Annotated in this window: 17 protein-coding genes and 1 pseudogene; 10 read left to right on the top strand and 8 right to left on the bottom strand. The window is 65.0% G+C overall.

The features are described 5' to 3' along the window. The first annotated feature begins 356 nt into the window (after positions 1-356). On the top strand, positions 357-767 hold the full coding sequence (locus AB0I03_RS09435; RefSeq protein ID WP_360409142.1) for a hypothetical protein: 411 nt from the start codon (positions 357-359) through the stop codon (positions 765-767). Then, positions 764-1,123 (top strand): hypothetical protein, encoded by a 360-nt coding sequence (locus AB0I03_RS09430; RefSeq protein WP_360409139.1) that lies wholly within the window; start codon positions 764-766, stop codon positions 1,121-1,123. Before AB0I03_RS09435 ends, AB0I03_RS09430 begins: the two co-directional genes overlap by 4 nt. Before the next feature lie 1,135 nt (positions 1,124-2,258). On the opposite strand, the gene AB0I03_RS09425 is transcribed toward AB0I03_RS09430, so the two are convergent. The 8 genes from AB0I03_RS09425 to AB0I03_RS09390 form a co-directional block, all read right to left on the bottom strand. Next, positions 2,259-4,640, bottom strand: a complete 2,382-nt coding sequence (locus AB0I03_RS09425; RefSeq protein WP_360409136.1) for a bifunctional DNA primase/polymerase — start codon at positions 4,638-4,640, stop codon at positions 2,259-2,261. Between the two features lie 69 nt (positions 4,641-4,709). Further along, a complete protein-coding gene (locus AB0I03_RS09420) occupies positions 4,710-4,913 on the bottom strand; it encodes a hypothetical protein (protein ID WP_360409133.1) in 204 nt (67 codons plus the stop codon). Positions 4,914-5,600: 687 nt separating this feature from the next. Further along, entirely contained in the window at positions 5,601-5,906 is a 306-nt protein-coding gene (locus AB0I03_RS09415; RefSeq protein ID WP_360409130.1) for a hypothetical protein, read from the bottom strand. 488 nt (positions 5,907-6,394) lie between these two features. Then, a complete protein-coding gene (locus AB0I03_RS09410) occupies positions 6,395-6,742 on the bottom strand; it encodes a hypothetical protein (protein WP_360409127.1) in 348 nt (115 codons plus the stop codon). Between the two features lie 66 nt (positions 6,743-6,808). Continuing rightward, positions 6,809-6,970, bottom strand: a complete 162-nt coding sequence (locus AB0I03_RS09405; RefSeq protein ID WP_360409125.1) for a hypothetical protein — start codon at positions 6,968-6,970, stop codon at positions 6,809-6,811. Further along, a complete protein-coding gene (locus AB0I03_RS09400; RefSeq protein WP_360409122.1) occupies positions 6,963-7,130 on the bottom strand; it encodes a hypothetical protein in 168 nt (55 codons plus the stop codon). Before AB0I03_RS09400 ends, AB0I03_RS09405 begins: the two co-directional genes overlap by 8 nt. Beyond that, positions 7,123-7,368: a hypothetical protein gene (locus tag AB0I03_RS09395; protein ID WP_360409119.1), complete on the bottom strand. Its 246-nt coding sequence runs from the start codon at positions 7,366-7,368 to the stop codon at positions 7,123-7,125. Before AB0I03_RS09395 ends, AB0I03_RS09400 begins: the two co-directional genes overlap by 8 nt. A 65-nt stretch (positions 7,369-7,433) precedes the next feature. After that, entirely contained in the window at positions 7,434-8,294 is an 861-nt protein-coding gene (locus AB0I03_RS09390) for a hypothetical protein (protein ID WP_360409116.1), read from the bottom strand. A gap of 340 nt (positions 8,295-8,634) precedes the next feature. Here AB0I03_RS09390 and AB0I03_RS09385 point away from each other — a divergent pair, with 340 nt between their 5' ends. The 8 genes and pseudogenes from AB0I03_RS09385 (at position 8,635) to AB0I03_RS09350 (ending at position 13,291) form a co-directional block, all read left to right on the top strand. After that, positions 8,635-9,435, top strand: a complete 801-nt coding sequence (locus AB0I03_RS09385; RefSeq protein ID WP_360409113.1) for a helix-turn-helix transcriptional regulator — start codon at positions 8,635-8,637, stop codon at positions 9,433-9,435. After that, positions 9,428-9,610, top strand: a complete 183-nt coding sequence (locus AB0I03_RS09380; RefSeq protein ID WP_360409110.1) for a DUF397 domain-containing protein — start codon at positions 9,428-9,430, stop codon at positions 9,608-9,610. Before AB0I03_RS09385 ends, AB0I03_RS09380 begins: the two co-directional genes overlap by 8 nt. A gap of 176 nt (positions 9,611-9,786) precedes the next feature. Further along, positions 9,787-10,170: pseudogene (locus AB0I03_RS09375) on the top strand (ATPase, T2SS/T4P/T4SS family); the annotation flags it as partial. 216 nt (positions 10,171-10,386) lie between these two features. Then, on the top strand, positions 10,387-11,067 hold the full coding sequence (locus tag AB0I03_RS09370) for a type II secretion system F family protein (protein WP_360409107.1): 681 nt from the start codon (positions 10,387-10,389) through the stop codon (positions 11,065-11,067). After that, the gene (locus tag AB0I03_RS09365; protein ID WP_360409104.1) at positions 11,067-11,666 is read left to right on the top strand and encodes a type II secretion system F family protein; all 600 of its coding nucleotides are present in this window, start codon (positions 11,067-11,069) and stop codon (positions 11,664-11,666) included. The genes AB0I03_RS09370 and AB0I03_RS09365 overlap by 1 nt, the downstream gene beginning before the upstream one ends. A 517-nt stretch (positions 11,667-12,183) precedes the next feature. Beyond that, positions 12,184-12,378, top strand: a complete 195-nt coding sequence (locus AB0I03_RS09360; RefSeq protein ID WP_360409101.1) for a DUF4244 domain-containing protein — start codon at positions 12,184-12,186, stop codon at positions 12,376-12,378. A 191-nt stretch (positions 12,379-12,569) separates the two neighbouring features. Beyond that, complete coding sequence (locus AB0I03_RS09355) at positions 12,570-12,890, top strand: TadE family type IV pilus minor pilin (RefSeq protein WP_360409098.1); 321 nt, start codon at positions 12,570-12,572, stop codon at positions 12,888-12,890. Continuing rightward, positions 12,887-13,291 (top strand): Rv3654c family TadE-like protein, encoded by a 405-nt coding sequence (locus AB0I03_RS09350; RefSeq protein WP_360409095.1) that lies wholly within the window; start codon positions 12,887-12,889, stop codon positions 13,289-13,291. The genes AB0I03_RS09355 and AB0I03_RS09350 overlap by 4 nt, the downstream gene beginning before the upstream one ends. Positions 13,292-13,676 lie beyond the last annotated feature (385 nt).

The raw sequence follows: 13,676 nt of genomic DNA, 5'->3' as shown, positions 1-13,676 counted from the left end.
AGCTGTTTGTTTTACTCCAATGGTTTCGAGGGCTCGCATTGTTGGTCAGGAATCGTTACGACTCGCTCTTAGTAACGGAGCGCGAGTAATGACGACAGCGCGAGTCCTCGAATCCTAAAGAGAACGTCTGACAGAGACGAACATAGCGACGCGAGCTGACAGAGCTTGAGTGTTTGACCAGGTAAAGGCTGGTTTTGACCCTGGGGGGTGGTCCCCAGTAGAGGACAGATCAAACGGCATGGTGTTCGCTGACTCGTTCACGACGGCAAAAACCAAGTCAACTTGAAATCCGCGCGGCCCCAGATAAAACGCCCACGCCAATCTGTGCAATCCCTGGTAGATCCCGAGGAACAACCTTGAAACTGTGTGAAGTCTGCGGCCCTGCTGCTGCTCCCCGGCCCTCGGGTACCGAGACCCGGACCCACAACGGGATCACCCACAAGACGCGCGAATGCGCCTTGGGATTCGCTGCGAATGAACAGATGAAGCTGTCGCGAGACAAGAAGAATTACATCACAGAATCCGGACGGGTCTCATGTGACGATTGCTTTATGGTCGGCAAGGCCCACGCCTTTGAGGCGGACTCGGAGCCCCATCCGAATGGGCTGGACTCGTACACCCGAGCAATGATCAACCTGATGAAGCAGCAAGAAGGCGCTGCCAAGCTCGGCCCTGGCGGCTCCGAGAAGGGGCGCAAGGTCCACCGCCCCAAGAAGTCGCAGCGAGCGATTGAGAAAGTCCGAGCTAGGAAGCGAGCTACCCAATGACGCGTTTTGGCAAGGCTGGTCAGCGACTCGCCGAACAGCTCGGCGAATACTTCGACAGCCAAGACCTCGAATTGACCCCGCATGAGCGCGCGCTTGTGACTGAGATCTGTCTTACGGTTGATCGACTCGACTTGTGCGCCAAGATGATTGCCATCTCCCCAATTGAGTACAACTCAGAGGGGCAGAAGATGAAGGATTGGATGACCGAGGAGCGCAACCAGCGACTCGTCCTCGCGCGACTGATCAAGTCCGCGAACCTCTCCACTGAAATCGTGGACGCATTCGCGCATGGCGCTAAGCCCTGGTCCTCGCGGCGCTCCGAGAATAAGGCCCGCAAGCAGGGCGGGGCTGCCTGATGCCTATCCGGAGGGGTCGGGGCCGGGATGCCCGCGAGCAGCAGCACCTCACGAACTACATCCGCGCTCTCGTCACCCAAGGCACCCGCTCCGAGTGGATCGATAAGCGCGCGGAGGACTACACCCCCGACTGCGACGGGCCTTGCCCGGTACCGCTCCCGAAGGGGTACCCGTGCCCTTGCGCCGAGTGGACCGCGTACCAGTCGCTATAGCGCTCCTGCGTGTAGCTCTGGGGCATCCTTCCGGAGCTTCCGAAGGGCACGAGCGCGGGTGCCATCCTTCGGTTGATTATTAAGCGTATTACGCTTCTTTTCCGGAGCTTCCTTATTGGGCCGACCGTGTTTTGCCCTGGAACGCTTGGTCAATAATATCCTCACAGCGCCTTACTCTCGAAACGAGTAAGGCCAACGAGCTGGGGTTTTGTTTTCTACCCGCGCAGGGGTAACAACCCCTTTGACCAGGCGTTGAATTCTTAGCGGCTCCGCTAACAAACCCGCTACCAGGCGTTTCAGTTACTCGTGTTACGCGAGTGACTGCCGGAAAAGTGCTAACCCCCTCGATTGAGGGGGTAATTGAGCGCTCCGGTTCAATTACTCACACCTGGAAACTTCCTTATCGCCAAGGAAGTTTCAACGACCGGTGTTGCAGCCGTGGTTCCTATCGCTACTCCCGATAGGAACCATGACCGGATTACTAGTCCGGTCATGGATGACCACGACGGTATCGTGGTCATCCGCCGGTACCTTAATGCTATTAAGGTCACCATCTAACGGCCCTAGCGTGGCCGCTAAGCGACTGCGGACCCGTGGGCCTAGTTCGCTTTGAATGCCTTCACCGGATCAACGTTATTGAAGCTTCAAATAGTCAGCCTTATTGCGTGATCGATTGAACGGCTTCACTCGATTATTTCTTTTAAATCGAAACCCGCCTATATTATGGTTACGCTGGGGATCGTTACTCTCGGTAGAGTGAACAAATTCTTAGAGTCCCGAAGTCTAGAAGTCTGCGAAGTCTGTTTGAAGTCTCTTTTCTCGAAAACAATAATTATTGTTCAGGAGAATAAAGTTTTCCGTAGAGGCGGCTACAAACCGACTTCGTAGACTTCTAGACTTCGGAACCATACGTAACTGATCGACTACTCGGGAAGTTTCCCCACCTCGATAGACCAGAGTTGCAAGCGGGTCGCGGATTCCTTGCCGGCACTCTTGCGCAGGATCAGCGGCGGGTCCGACTCCTCACCGACCGCCCAGACGTCCACGCGGTTCTTGAGCCAGTTGCCCAGCGTCCGAACCAGATCCGTCGCCCGGTACCCGGCACGCTGCGGCAGATCCCCGGGCAGGCTCTCACGCGGGAAGTCGTTGTCATCGACCATCTCAAGGACGTGTTTCGCGGTCCACCCGTTGCCCCCGAAGCGCTCGCGGACAGCGGCGATGAACGCATACCACTCCTCTTCCTGCGGGTCGCGCTCCTGCCGGATCGAATCCGGAGCGTCGAACTCTCCCTCATACCCGGCAGTCTGGAGGATGGCGTTCACCGTGTTCGTCCACCCGCTATAGGCGGTGTTGATCGGCGCTACCTGCATCCCCTCAGCCACCCAGTGACTCACGAGCGTGAGCAGGCACCAGACGAAATCAGCACGCCGCTGCTGGACCATCGAGAGGATGTCACTGTCAAAGGTCCGCTTCCACGGCTGCGGGTGGTTCGCGTTCAATCGGCACCAGAACACGCGGCGGGGCAGGTCGCCACCGAACTGGACGTTGTTCCCGGTTGCGATCCAGATACGGTCATTCTTGGCCTGGATATAGCGGCTCTTGCCGAGTTCCCGGTCATCCCACTGGTCACTCGTCAGCAGGCCCGCCAGTACCGAGGAGCGGATCATCCCCGTCACGTTGTCGATGATGACCACCGGGGCGGTAGTCACATCGAGAATCGAGGTGATCTGCTTTCGCAGCTCCGCCGCGTTCTCCGGCATCTCGGTTCGGAACACGCCGCCATGAATGTAGCGGATCACGTTCGCGGCGGTGGTCTTCCCGGTCCCCTTCACCGGCGCATCGAGGGCGAACAGCTTGTACGGTGGCGGCGTGATGGCGCGGAGGATCGGCGTCAGCAGCGCGCCAATGTAGTTGATCCGGTAGTTGGGCGTCTCAAACTCGAATTCCCGGATCAGCTGTTCAATCCCGCGTTTGGCGCTCTCAACGGCTTTCGACCCCGGCTTGGCCTTGGGCTTGAGCATCCCGATCAGGTTGGGGTCGGGCAAGTAGAGCATCCCGGTAGCAGCGTCATATCCCGGCTCCGCGAGGATCGTTCCATCCGGCCGGACAATCGGCGTGTGAACAACGCCTCGCAGCGGCCGGACTTCATCCATCAGATCGGGAACCGCAAGGACGCGCTTAGCCGCTTCAGTCGGGAACAGCGCAGGGATGACCTCCTCTTTCTTGACCCGGGTCACCTTGTGGTTGAAGTCGATGCGCGCGGCCAGCGAGTCAGGCGTGGCAGTCCGGACTTGAGCCGGGCCATCGTGGGGCCGCTCCTCCTCGGGTCCGCCCTCCTCGTCCGACTCGACCAGGGGGATATAGCCATCCTCCCCGACGCGCGGCGTGTACACGATCTCACCGCCGCGCACGAACATGCCCGAGAGCTTGCCGCGCCCGATCGTTCGCTTGAGCCACTTCGCAGCCGTCGCGGGGTTGGTCACGTCGACAGGCTCCAGCCCTTCGCTGGTCACCTCCTCGCGGCCCTCTTTGTAGATGCGCCAGACGTATTCGATCTTGGCGCGGGCATGGTCCATTCCGTACCGAGGGTGCTCGCCGTGCTCTGTCACCTCCGGCTCGCACCGTTCCAAGACCTCGGCCAAGACCTCCTCGGCGTCCTCGGCGGCCATCCCCTCGCCGCGAGCCCAGCACGCGGCCTTAAACAGCGCGGTATCGCGCCGACCGGGCGGGATCTGGCCCGTACGCCACCAGCCCGGCTCGGAGGTCTCGCCGGTTGCCTCGCGGTCCGCCAACACGTCTACGAGCCAGCTAGGGCACTCGGCGGGCTCCCCTTCGACTTCGATCGCGTAGGCCGCGCCCGAAGCGTGGCGCGAGCCGGGTGCGAGGACGTAGCCGCCGACCCCGCGAACGTCGATTGACTTCGGCAGCCGCCCCTCGCGGTTGGTCAGCTCCACGTCGTCCGGTTGCGCGAAGTAGAAGTGGCGCCCCTTCGCGGTCCGCACCGTGAGCGTCGGCGGGATCTTGTGGCCGTTCATCTCGGCGAAGTCGCCGAAGGCATCGAGTTCATCTTCATCGATCACGACCAGACCGGATTTGCCGCAGTCAATGCCGATGTTCTTCGGGTTGTCACGCCCGCCACGGTCCCAGAGCTGCACCAGCTCATCGGGATCGGTCGTGGACGACTTCGACCACTTGCACATCGGGTGTTTGCCCTCCCATTCGACCGGGAACACATAGAACCCAAGCTCAGCGAGCCGAAGCGCGCGCTTCAGGGTGCCATTGCCGTCATTGTCGACTGCATTCATATACAATTCTCCTATCGCTTTCTTTTCGTGGGGCGCGGGTCATCTCTCCCGCGCCCCATTTTTGTTGCCCTAGTCCTCGTAGTCGTCGCGCTGAATAGCGATAGCGCCCTGAGCCGGGTGCAGGATCAGCACATCCCACTCGTACAGCGTGAAGTCGGCTTCAGCCTCGCGCTTCGCGTAATGAAGCTTCACCACGCCGCCGGGCAGCTCCTCGATGTCCTGCGCCCGGTACCAGGCGTGTTCGCCCTCTTCGGTCGCACCCGACTTGAGCACGGCGACAGCCCCTGAGCGGAGCTTTCGCGGTGGCGGAGTGGTCGAGCACCGACTAGACTCGTTCGTACGCGTACTGGTTTTTCCCATGGTCAATGGCTTACCTCTCGTGTATTTCAGCGCCACCTGTTTGCGGCAGGTGGCGCTTTCAATTTGCCTAGGTGTTGTTACGGGCGAATTCCTCGATAGCACGTCGCATGACCTCACTCCACGAGACACCCAGCGACTTGGCGGTATCCGCTAGGGCTGCGCGGTGAACCGGCAGCAGTGAGACCGTGGTCGGAGTAGTCCGCACATTGGTTTCAGGCAGCAGTGGGGTAGGCATAGCGACTCCCGGAATGGTTGCAACGAGTAATTGATCGGCCGTTTCGGCGCGCTTCGAATAGTACTCTGGAGTGAAGACATCGGCACTTTTGCGCACTCGGTATGCTTACGAGGACACTATTAACAAATTGCCTCATTCTCCAACGGAGGGGTGGCAGGGGGACTCAGGACAAGTCCTCGGTGTCGAGCTTGAAAACACGGTCAGGGGCAGGCGAGCGAACGCCTGCCCCTTTTGCGTACTCCGCATAGGCCGCACCCGATACGCTCTAGGCATCCATATAACAACGAACGGTGTTTGTTGGGCTATGGTCATGCTAGGCCGCATGAGGGCACCCGATCGATGGCAGAGATCAGGTGCCCTGCGCCCTACTCCTCGGTGGCGTCGTCGCCGGTGAGATAGGAGGCCATGGCCTCGTCAGCCCCGGTCAGCTCGCGCTCCGGATCGGGCTCCGGCTTGGACGCGAGGGCTTCCAGGGCGGCCTGCGCCTTGGCGTCGTTGGCTTCCGCACGCCGCCTGTGGATCTCGGCGAGACCGTCAGCGGAGGTCACCTCGGTCATGAGGTAGAAGCGCGCAGAGTCGCGGCCCATCATCAAGTTGAGTTCATCTTCGCCATCGAGGCGGATGAACGAGTGGACCCTTGCCGGGGTCGGCCTCTTGGTCTTGACTGCCATTGCGGCCCTTTCGATCTGGCGGGCCGCGCGCACAAAAAAGCCGAGCAGCCCACATTGAATGTGAGTCACTCGGGAACCGGCTTGAACCCGTTAACCGCACCCGGCTAGTCATGCTATGCAGAGCGGTTAGCGATCTACCCGCACAGTAGCAGACCAGCCGAAACAGCGCTAGACCTCCTCGCGTGGCCGTAGCCACACGAGACCCCCATATCCAGGCCCGAACACCCGAGGGCACAAGAAGAGGGCCCTAGCTTGTGGCTAGGGCCCTCGAATTGTTGTGCAGTCTTACCAGCGGGTTGGGCGCTGCGGGTGGGCCCAGTGCTCGACGCCCACCCGGGCGAACGTATCCGGGTGGTCCGCCCTGACCCAGGCCTCGCACTCCTCCCGGGTCGGCCGGACCATAGACGCGAGGATCACGCCGCCAACCTCAACGAGCGCAACGAACTTGCCGGTTGAAGTCGGTTTGATGATGATCCTCGCGTCCGCCATCAGACGGTGACCTCCGCCCGGTGCCGGCCACCAGCTCGGCGACGGCTGGTGCGGTACTCCGCCCGGGAGACCGGCACCCGCCACCTGTAGTGGTCCTCAGCCGGTCGGACCGAGGAGAGGGTGGGTCGGGCTTGGGCCTTCCTCGCGGCGTAGGTGATCAGCGTGACCCGGGCGTCGCGGAAGGTCTGGCATCCGAGGCCCCTCCAGGGCTCACCGCACGCGGCGCAGACCATCGAGCCGATACCGGTCAGCCGCCGGAGGAGGGTCGGGAGCGGGTAGTGGAGGTGCATGTCGCGCTCCGCGATCGTGACGCGGACATCGGGCTGATCTAGAGTTGGGTACTGCATCGAAATTCCTTCGCTAGGTTTGGTTGATGCGTTGTAGGCCGGGGGTGGTCGCCCCCGGCCTACCTGCTATTTCGTGTCGATGTAGGCCGCGAGGAGCACGAGCGCGATCACCGCGACCGCGACCGGGGCAACGGACCGGCGGAGCTTCACGCGGAGGAGCGGGGAGAAGACGGCCAGGACCGCGACGAACGCGAGCCCACCGACTCCGGCCCCCAGGAGGTCAGCCATTCCGCCGCTCCTTAGCGCGCTTGGTGAACTGGTGGACCTCGATGACCACGACGACCACGCCGAGGAGCGCGGCTCCGAGGACCACGAGGAGGTACCAGTCCTGGGCGGCGTGCCAGACGGTCACGAGGAAGTGGACGAATCCCGCCCAGAGATCAGACACTTGCGGGCCCTCCGCTCCGGGCGACATCGAAGGCCGCGCAGATGGCCCAGAGCCGCTTGGACATCTCCTTGGCCTCCGCGTGGGTCAACGCGATCGTGTGCGGCATCCCTACGAGGTCGCGGCCCGCGATAGCAACGATGGGCTCGGAGGCAGGCGCGTCCTCGACACCGGGCCGGACCTTGACCGAGGGCAGGTCCTCTTGGGTGAACGGGCGGACGAGTCGGTTCGGATTCTTCATGTGAAATCCTTTTCGTTGGTGGGTATGGGAAGGGGAGGAGCGCGACCCCCATCGCGCTCCTCCCCTCAGGCGGCGTGGGCCAGCTCGGGTGCCGCCTGGTCTGTGGTCGCCTTGCAGGCCTTGAGGGCCGCAGAGACGTTGAGGAGGCCGCAGCCCTTGTGGTCCGGGGTCTTGTAGTGGCGGATGTCGAGCTTCTTGGCGTCGAGCGGCTGCCAGCGGATCACGATGAGCGCGTCACCGTAGGTCGCCTGGAGCACCGCGTGCTCCTCCGAGGTCTCCACGACCTTGGCCGTCCAGCCGGTGGCCTCGATCAGCTCGGCAGCCACCGCCGCTTTCGCGTCCGGCGTCTTGGCGCGGATGAGCGCTTTCGAGGAGTCGGCGTGTCCGCCTTCTTTGGAGGAGAACCCCCAACCCGTGGGCTCCTTCTTGAGGGCCTTCTTGGGCTTGGCCGACTTCTTGGCCTTGGGCGCTGTCGGGGTCGGCTTGGAAGCCTTGGCCGCCTTGGGCTTCCGAGGTGCCGACGACTTTTGGGCCTTGGTCGGGGCAGGGGCCGGAGCCTCCTCGATGGGCTCAGGGGCCTCCGAGACCTCCCCCTCCGGCTCCGCGACCGCAGCCGGGCAGCGGGGGCAGTCTGCGGACTTCTTGGCTTTCGCGAGGTAGCCCTTGACATTCCCGGGGAGGACATCGAGGTGAGAGACCGCGAACGGGTGGCCGCAGTCCAGGGTGATCGTGGTCGTCGGGGCCTTCTCCTCCTCGACAGGCTCCGGCTCCGGCTGGGCCTTCATCGAGAGGAGGTCCAGCGTCAGCGCGATCAGGTCGGCCTTGCGCCCCTTGGTCGGGAGGCTGATCCCCTGGTCAGCGGCGTAAGCGCGCAGCTCGGCGATGGTCTTGGCGGCCAGGGCCTCGTGGGTGGTCTCGACGTTCATGTCATCCTCCTTTGTGGTGGCAAGCGTTTGCCACATCCCCGATCCTCCTCCAGATATGCGCCGTTGGAAACCCTTTCATGTGAAAAGTTTCACAAAATCTTGAATAGGCTTTGACCTGCGAGAACAGGAGGGTCGGAGGAGCCCCGCCCCACGAGGCCCCTCCGGTTGTGGCCGGGGTGGATGGGACTTCACCCCAGATCAGGAGGCCACGACTTTGACGTTAAGGCGCGGGTGTTAAGTGACACAAGATCAAACCGCCGGAAACGGCTGTCACTCTTAGAGACGCCCTAGGAGTGACGCTCCTCGCGGGACGCGCTTTACGGTATGGAACACTTAGGAGATGAGCGAACCGACATTCGTGAGCATTCAGCTCGGTATCCGCCTTCGAGAGTTTCGCGAGGCCAAAGGCCTGAGTCTTCGAGATGTCAAGGCCGCTGGGATGATCCGGAACATCAACCAACTTTCGAAGTTGGAGAACGGCCATCGGGTGATGCTCACCTATGACGCGATCGGTCGGCTGTGCGACCTGTACGGGACCAGCCCTGAGGACAAGTACGTCACGCAACAGATGTTCATCAAGGCTGAAGAGGACGCGGAGTGGTGGGAGCCGTACGGGGAGGTGATGTTCCAGAACATCAAGATGCTCTTCACCCTGGAACGCCACGCCTCGAAGATCTTCATCTTTGACCCGTTGGTGAACGGGCTGTTCCAAACCAGGGAGTACGCGAACCTGCTCCACCAGCGCGACAAGGCGGAAGACGCCAAGCGGAAAGTCGAACTTCGAATGAAGCGACAGGCCGGTTTCTGGGAGGCTCCGTTCCCAGAGGTCCAGCTCATGATGCCCGAATCCGCGCTTTGGGGCGACTGTGACCAGGCCCAGCTTGACCGGCTGCTAGAGCACGACCAACGACCGGGTGTGTCGGTTCGGTACCTTCCGATGAGAGAGGGCTCACCGCCCTCGCTGATGGGGCCATTCACTGTAATACTGTTTGAGAACGGGACCCCTGATGTGGTGTACTCGGAGTCAATCTCCGGCGCGCGCTACGAGAGTCGCAGCGAGGCGGTAGAGGCCCACCTGACCACGTACACCCCGCACTTTGAAGGTTGGGCAAAATCTGTGAAGGAGTTTCAGCGTGAATGACCAGGGATGGCGCAAGAGCACCCGCAGCGGCACCCAGGGGAACAACTGCGTTGAGGCTCGGGTGACCACGCGCGGGTTCCAGGTCCGGGACTCGAAGTTGTCAGACGAGTCCCCCGTGTTCGGCCTTGGGGCCGAGGACTTCACCGCGCTTCTCTCCCGCGCCAAAGCGAACTAGACCCCCAAGACTTCACCGCCCTAGCTCCGAGGAGCTGGGGCGGTTTGCTGTCTACGTACGGCCATGAGTCGGAACGCATAAGGGTGACACAGGTTCCCGATCGAGCCCTGTCTATTTCACCCTATTGTTTCCGCTGGTAGTTAGCCTTGCGAATAGGTAAGGCCGAATAGCTCCAACGCATGCGCCCGGACCGCATCGTCGTCGGCGAATGCCGCGGCGCCGAGGTCATCGAACTCCTCGGCGCCCTCAACACCGGCCACGAGGGCGGCGCCGGAACCCTGCACTGCAACGCCGCCGCAGACGCCCCCGCGAGGCTCGAAGCCCTCGCGCTCCCGCACGGCCTGCCGCGCGAAGGGCTCCACGCCCAACTGGTGGCCGCCCTCAGGGTCATCATCCACTTGCGACGCCACGGCACCGGCCGCCAAGTCGCCGAAATAGCCCTCATCGAAACCGGCCCCACGCGGACCGAGCCCCTGACGGTCGCGACCGCCTGGACCCGTCACGGCCCAGGTCCGGGCGCAGGAGCCCTCGAACGCCTCCTGAGGGAGCGAAACGCATGAACCGACCGCTCGAAAGGGACTCCCGCACATGATCGCCACCGTGTCCGCCGAACCGCCCGCGCGTCGCCACTGCAGCCGTGCCACTCGTCCCCGCCGTCGCACCCGGCCAGGCCCGAGGCCGACTCCCGACGCGACGGTCGCCGCCCGCCCCCCGAACCAGCGCACTCCCACCCAGTCCGACACCACGACCACCCGAACTCCGGAAGGAGACACCGCATGACCGCCATCGCCACCACCCTCATCACTCACCGGCCGAAGGCCGCCGCGGGAGTCACCGCGCTGCTCGTCGCGGCCCTCGCCGCTTGGCTCGCGGGATGGCGCCATGACGGCGGCCTCGGCCCGATCGCGGCGACCACCGCCGGAGCGGTCGCGGCGATCTACACCGCAGCCGCGGTGATCGCATGGCATCTCGCCTTGCGCCGCAAGCGCCACCGCGAAGCACGCCGCGCCGCAGCCGACACCGTCGCCTACCTTGCGGCCGACCTCGCCGCCGGAACCGACCCGACCCGCGCCGTCGCTGCCGCCGAACCCGATTGGCCCGCGGAAGCCTCCGCCACCGCGCGCCGCCTCCGAGCCTCCCTCCGCATCGCCGCCGAGCTCGGCGCGCCCGCCGCGGAACTCTGCCGCCGACTCGCCGACCACCTCAACGACGACGACCGCGCCGCCGCCCGCGCCGGCGCGCAGACCGCATCGATCCGAGCCACCGCCGCACTCCTCATCGCCCTGCCCGTCGCCGGAGTCGCACTCGGCGAAGTGGCGCTCGGCGTCGAAGCCGTCGCCTTCCTCTTCGGCAGCCCTGCCGGCATCGGCGCGGCCGGGGCGGCGATGGGCCTCCAAGCAGCGGGACTCGCCTGGACCGGCGCACTCATCAACTCCGTCAATCCCGGGAGCTCCTGATGCTGCGCAAACTCATCGGCCCCCTAGCGGGCGTCGCCACCGCGATCGCCATCGGCGGCGTGACCGGCATCGTCGCGGGATTCGGCGCCTGGTGGCTCGCCGCCCGCCTCCTCCGCGCCGACCCGGACCGCGCCGAGCGGACCGCCGCCGAACGGCTCGCCCCGTCCTGGCCCTGGACCCTCGACCTCCTCGCCGCCTGCATGCGCGCCGGGGCCCCGTTCCCGCAGGCGGCATTCGCCGTCGCCGAAGCGGACGACCCCGAGATCGGCGATCGCCTCAACCGCTTCGCCGGAGCGATCCACCTGGGCGCCACGGCCGCCGAAGCACTCCCGGAACTCGGCCGACTGCCCGGCGCCGCGCGCCTGGCACGCCAACTCGACAGGTCCGGCGACTCCGGCGCCGCCATCGCCGCCGGGCTCGAACAACTCGCGGCGTCAATCCGCTCAGAACTCTGCACCCGAACCGAAGAACGCGCCGGGCGCGCCGCAGTGGCCCTCGTCGGGCCCCTGTGCCTGTGCTTCCTGCCCGCATTCGTGATCGCCGGAATCGGCCCGGTGGTGCTCGGCATCGTCACCGACACCCTGACCACCGGCCTCTGACCGCACAGCTCCCGGGCAACACCGCCCGCACCGAAGAAAGGAAACCGCAATGCACGCGAACACCCACACCACGATGGCCCTCCCGACCCGCCGGAACCGCCGCGCACCCTCCCGACCCGGCGTCTGCCAGGCCTCCTGCCGCCCAGAAAGCCGCAGGCCGGCCGCCTGCGAACCCGGAGGCACCCATCCGCGCCCCGCATGCGGCCGACGCTGCGAGGTGAGCCCTCCCGAAGACGCCGTGACCACCGAACAACCAGCGCGGCGACCGAACACGAACACCACCGACGGCCAACCGAACACGATCGCCCGACCAGCGGCACCAACGCCAACGAACACCATCGCTTCAACGACCACCGCCAGTGCAACGAACGCAGTCACGCCCTGGTCGCCCGGCTCGAACCGAAGCCGGACCCCGATCACCGCCGGGCCGTCGCACCTCACCGAGGAGCGGCCGCCTGCCGTCAAGCGTCGCCCGAGCCCGCACCCGAGGCGCGACGACGAATGGAGCGCAGGCCGCATGCAGCGCACGGCAAAACCGACCTGGGGCGGGCAGTTCGCCTCCAGGATGCGAGGCGAGAGCGGCATGAGCACCGCCGAGTACGCCGTCGGCACACTCGCCGCCGTGGCCTTCGCCGGAGTACTGCTGAAGGTGCTCACCTCGGGCCCGGTCCAAAGCGCACTGTCGGACCTGATCGAACGGGCCCTGACGTGAAGACGAGCCGCAGCACCGCACCCGGCCGCCGGCTCCGACCGAACCCGCCGCCCCCGGCGAATCGCCCCGTATCCCGAAGACCCGACCCGGAACGAACGGCGAAGCGCCGTCCGCGAGGCAAAGGGCCCCGCTCCAGACCGGCGGCGAACGAAGAAGGCGGCAAACGCAGAGGCGGATCCGAAAGCGGGTTCGTGACCGCCGAACTCGCGGCGGCCCTGCCGGCAGTGGTCGCGGTGCTGGCGCTCGGCCTCTGGGCGGTGTCGGCGGTCGGGATGAAGGTCCGAGCGATCGACGCGGCCAACAGCGCGGCGATCGCGGCAGCCCGAGGCGAAGACGCCCAAGCAGTCGCGGAGGCCTATCTCCCCGAGGGCGCATCGGTGGCGGTGTCGAGCGACGACACCGTGGCGAGGGCCGTAGTGACAGCACCGGTCCGCCCGCTGGGCCCGCTGACGCCACCGATGGACATCACCGCCGAAGCCGCCGCCCCGATGGAACCGGGCCTCCCCCAATGAGAAAGGACAAAAGCAAACCAGCCACTGCCCAACCCGCCGCCGGGGAAGGGCGCGGCAACGAACGAGGATCGGCGACGGTCCTGGCGGCCGGTGTGACAGCGGCGATCCTGGTCTCGGCGGTCGCATTCACAGCAGTCGGCCAAGCCAGCGCCGCCCGCCACCGGGCCCAAGGTGCGGCGGACGCCGCCGCGCTGGCCGGTGCCGCGAAGGTGCTGTACGGCGAGGGCGAGGCATGCGCGGCGGCACAGGCGATGGTCGAGCGCTCCGAGACGGAGTTCCAAGGATGCGAGGTAAGCGGATTGGAGGTGACGGTCCACGTGAACGAGACCCCGAAGGGCCTCCCAGCGGCCTTCGGCCCGGCCAGAGCAGTATCCCGGGCGGGACCGGTCGCCGTCGAATAGCAGCACCGCTGCGAGCGACGGCTCGGCACTGCGGCGGGTCCTGTCCGGCTCGATTGCAATAGCGCACAACCGGTCCCGGCGGCCAAGGCCAGGCCGCCGGGACCGAGAACACCAAAGGCACCGAACGACGACTGGCGTGCAGGAAGGCGGCGGGTGGGCAAGGGGGCGGGGTGGGTGGGGGGAGGGGAGGGGGCCCCCAAAGCGGGCGGCGCGAAAAGCCACCTCCCTTAGTCGCCATCGACCGGCCTCGAGATCCAACGGCGCGAAGTGGTTCGATACCCGCCGAAGCCCGAAGCCCGAAGCCCGAAGCCCGAAGCCCGAAGCCCGAAGCCCGAAGCCCGAAGCCCGAAGCCCGAAGCCCGAAGCCCGAAGCCCGAAGCCCGAA

It is taken from the genome of Glycomyces sp. NPDC021274 (assembly GCF_040641195.1).
Classification (GTDB): domain Bacteria; phylum Actinomycetota; class Actinomycetes; order Mycobacteriales; family Micromonosporaceae; genus Glycomyces.
This window is presented reverse-complemented; position numbering and strand designations above follow the sequence as displayed.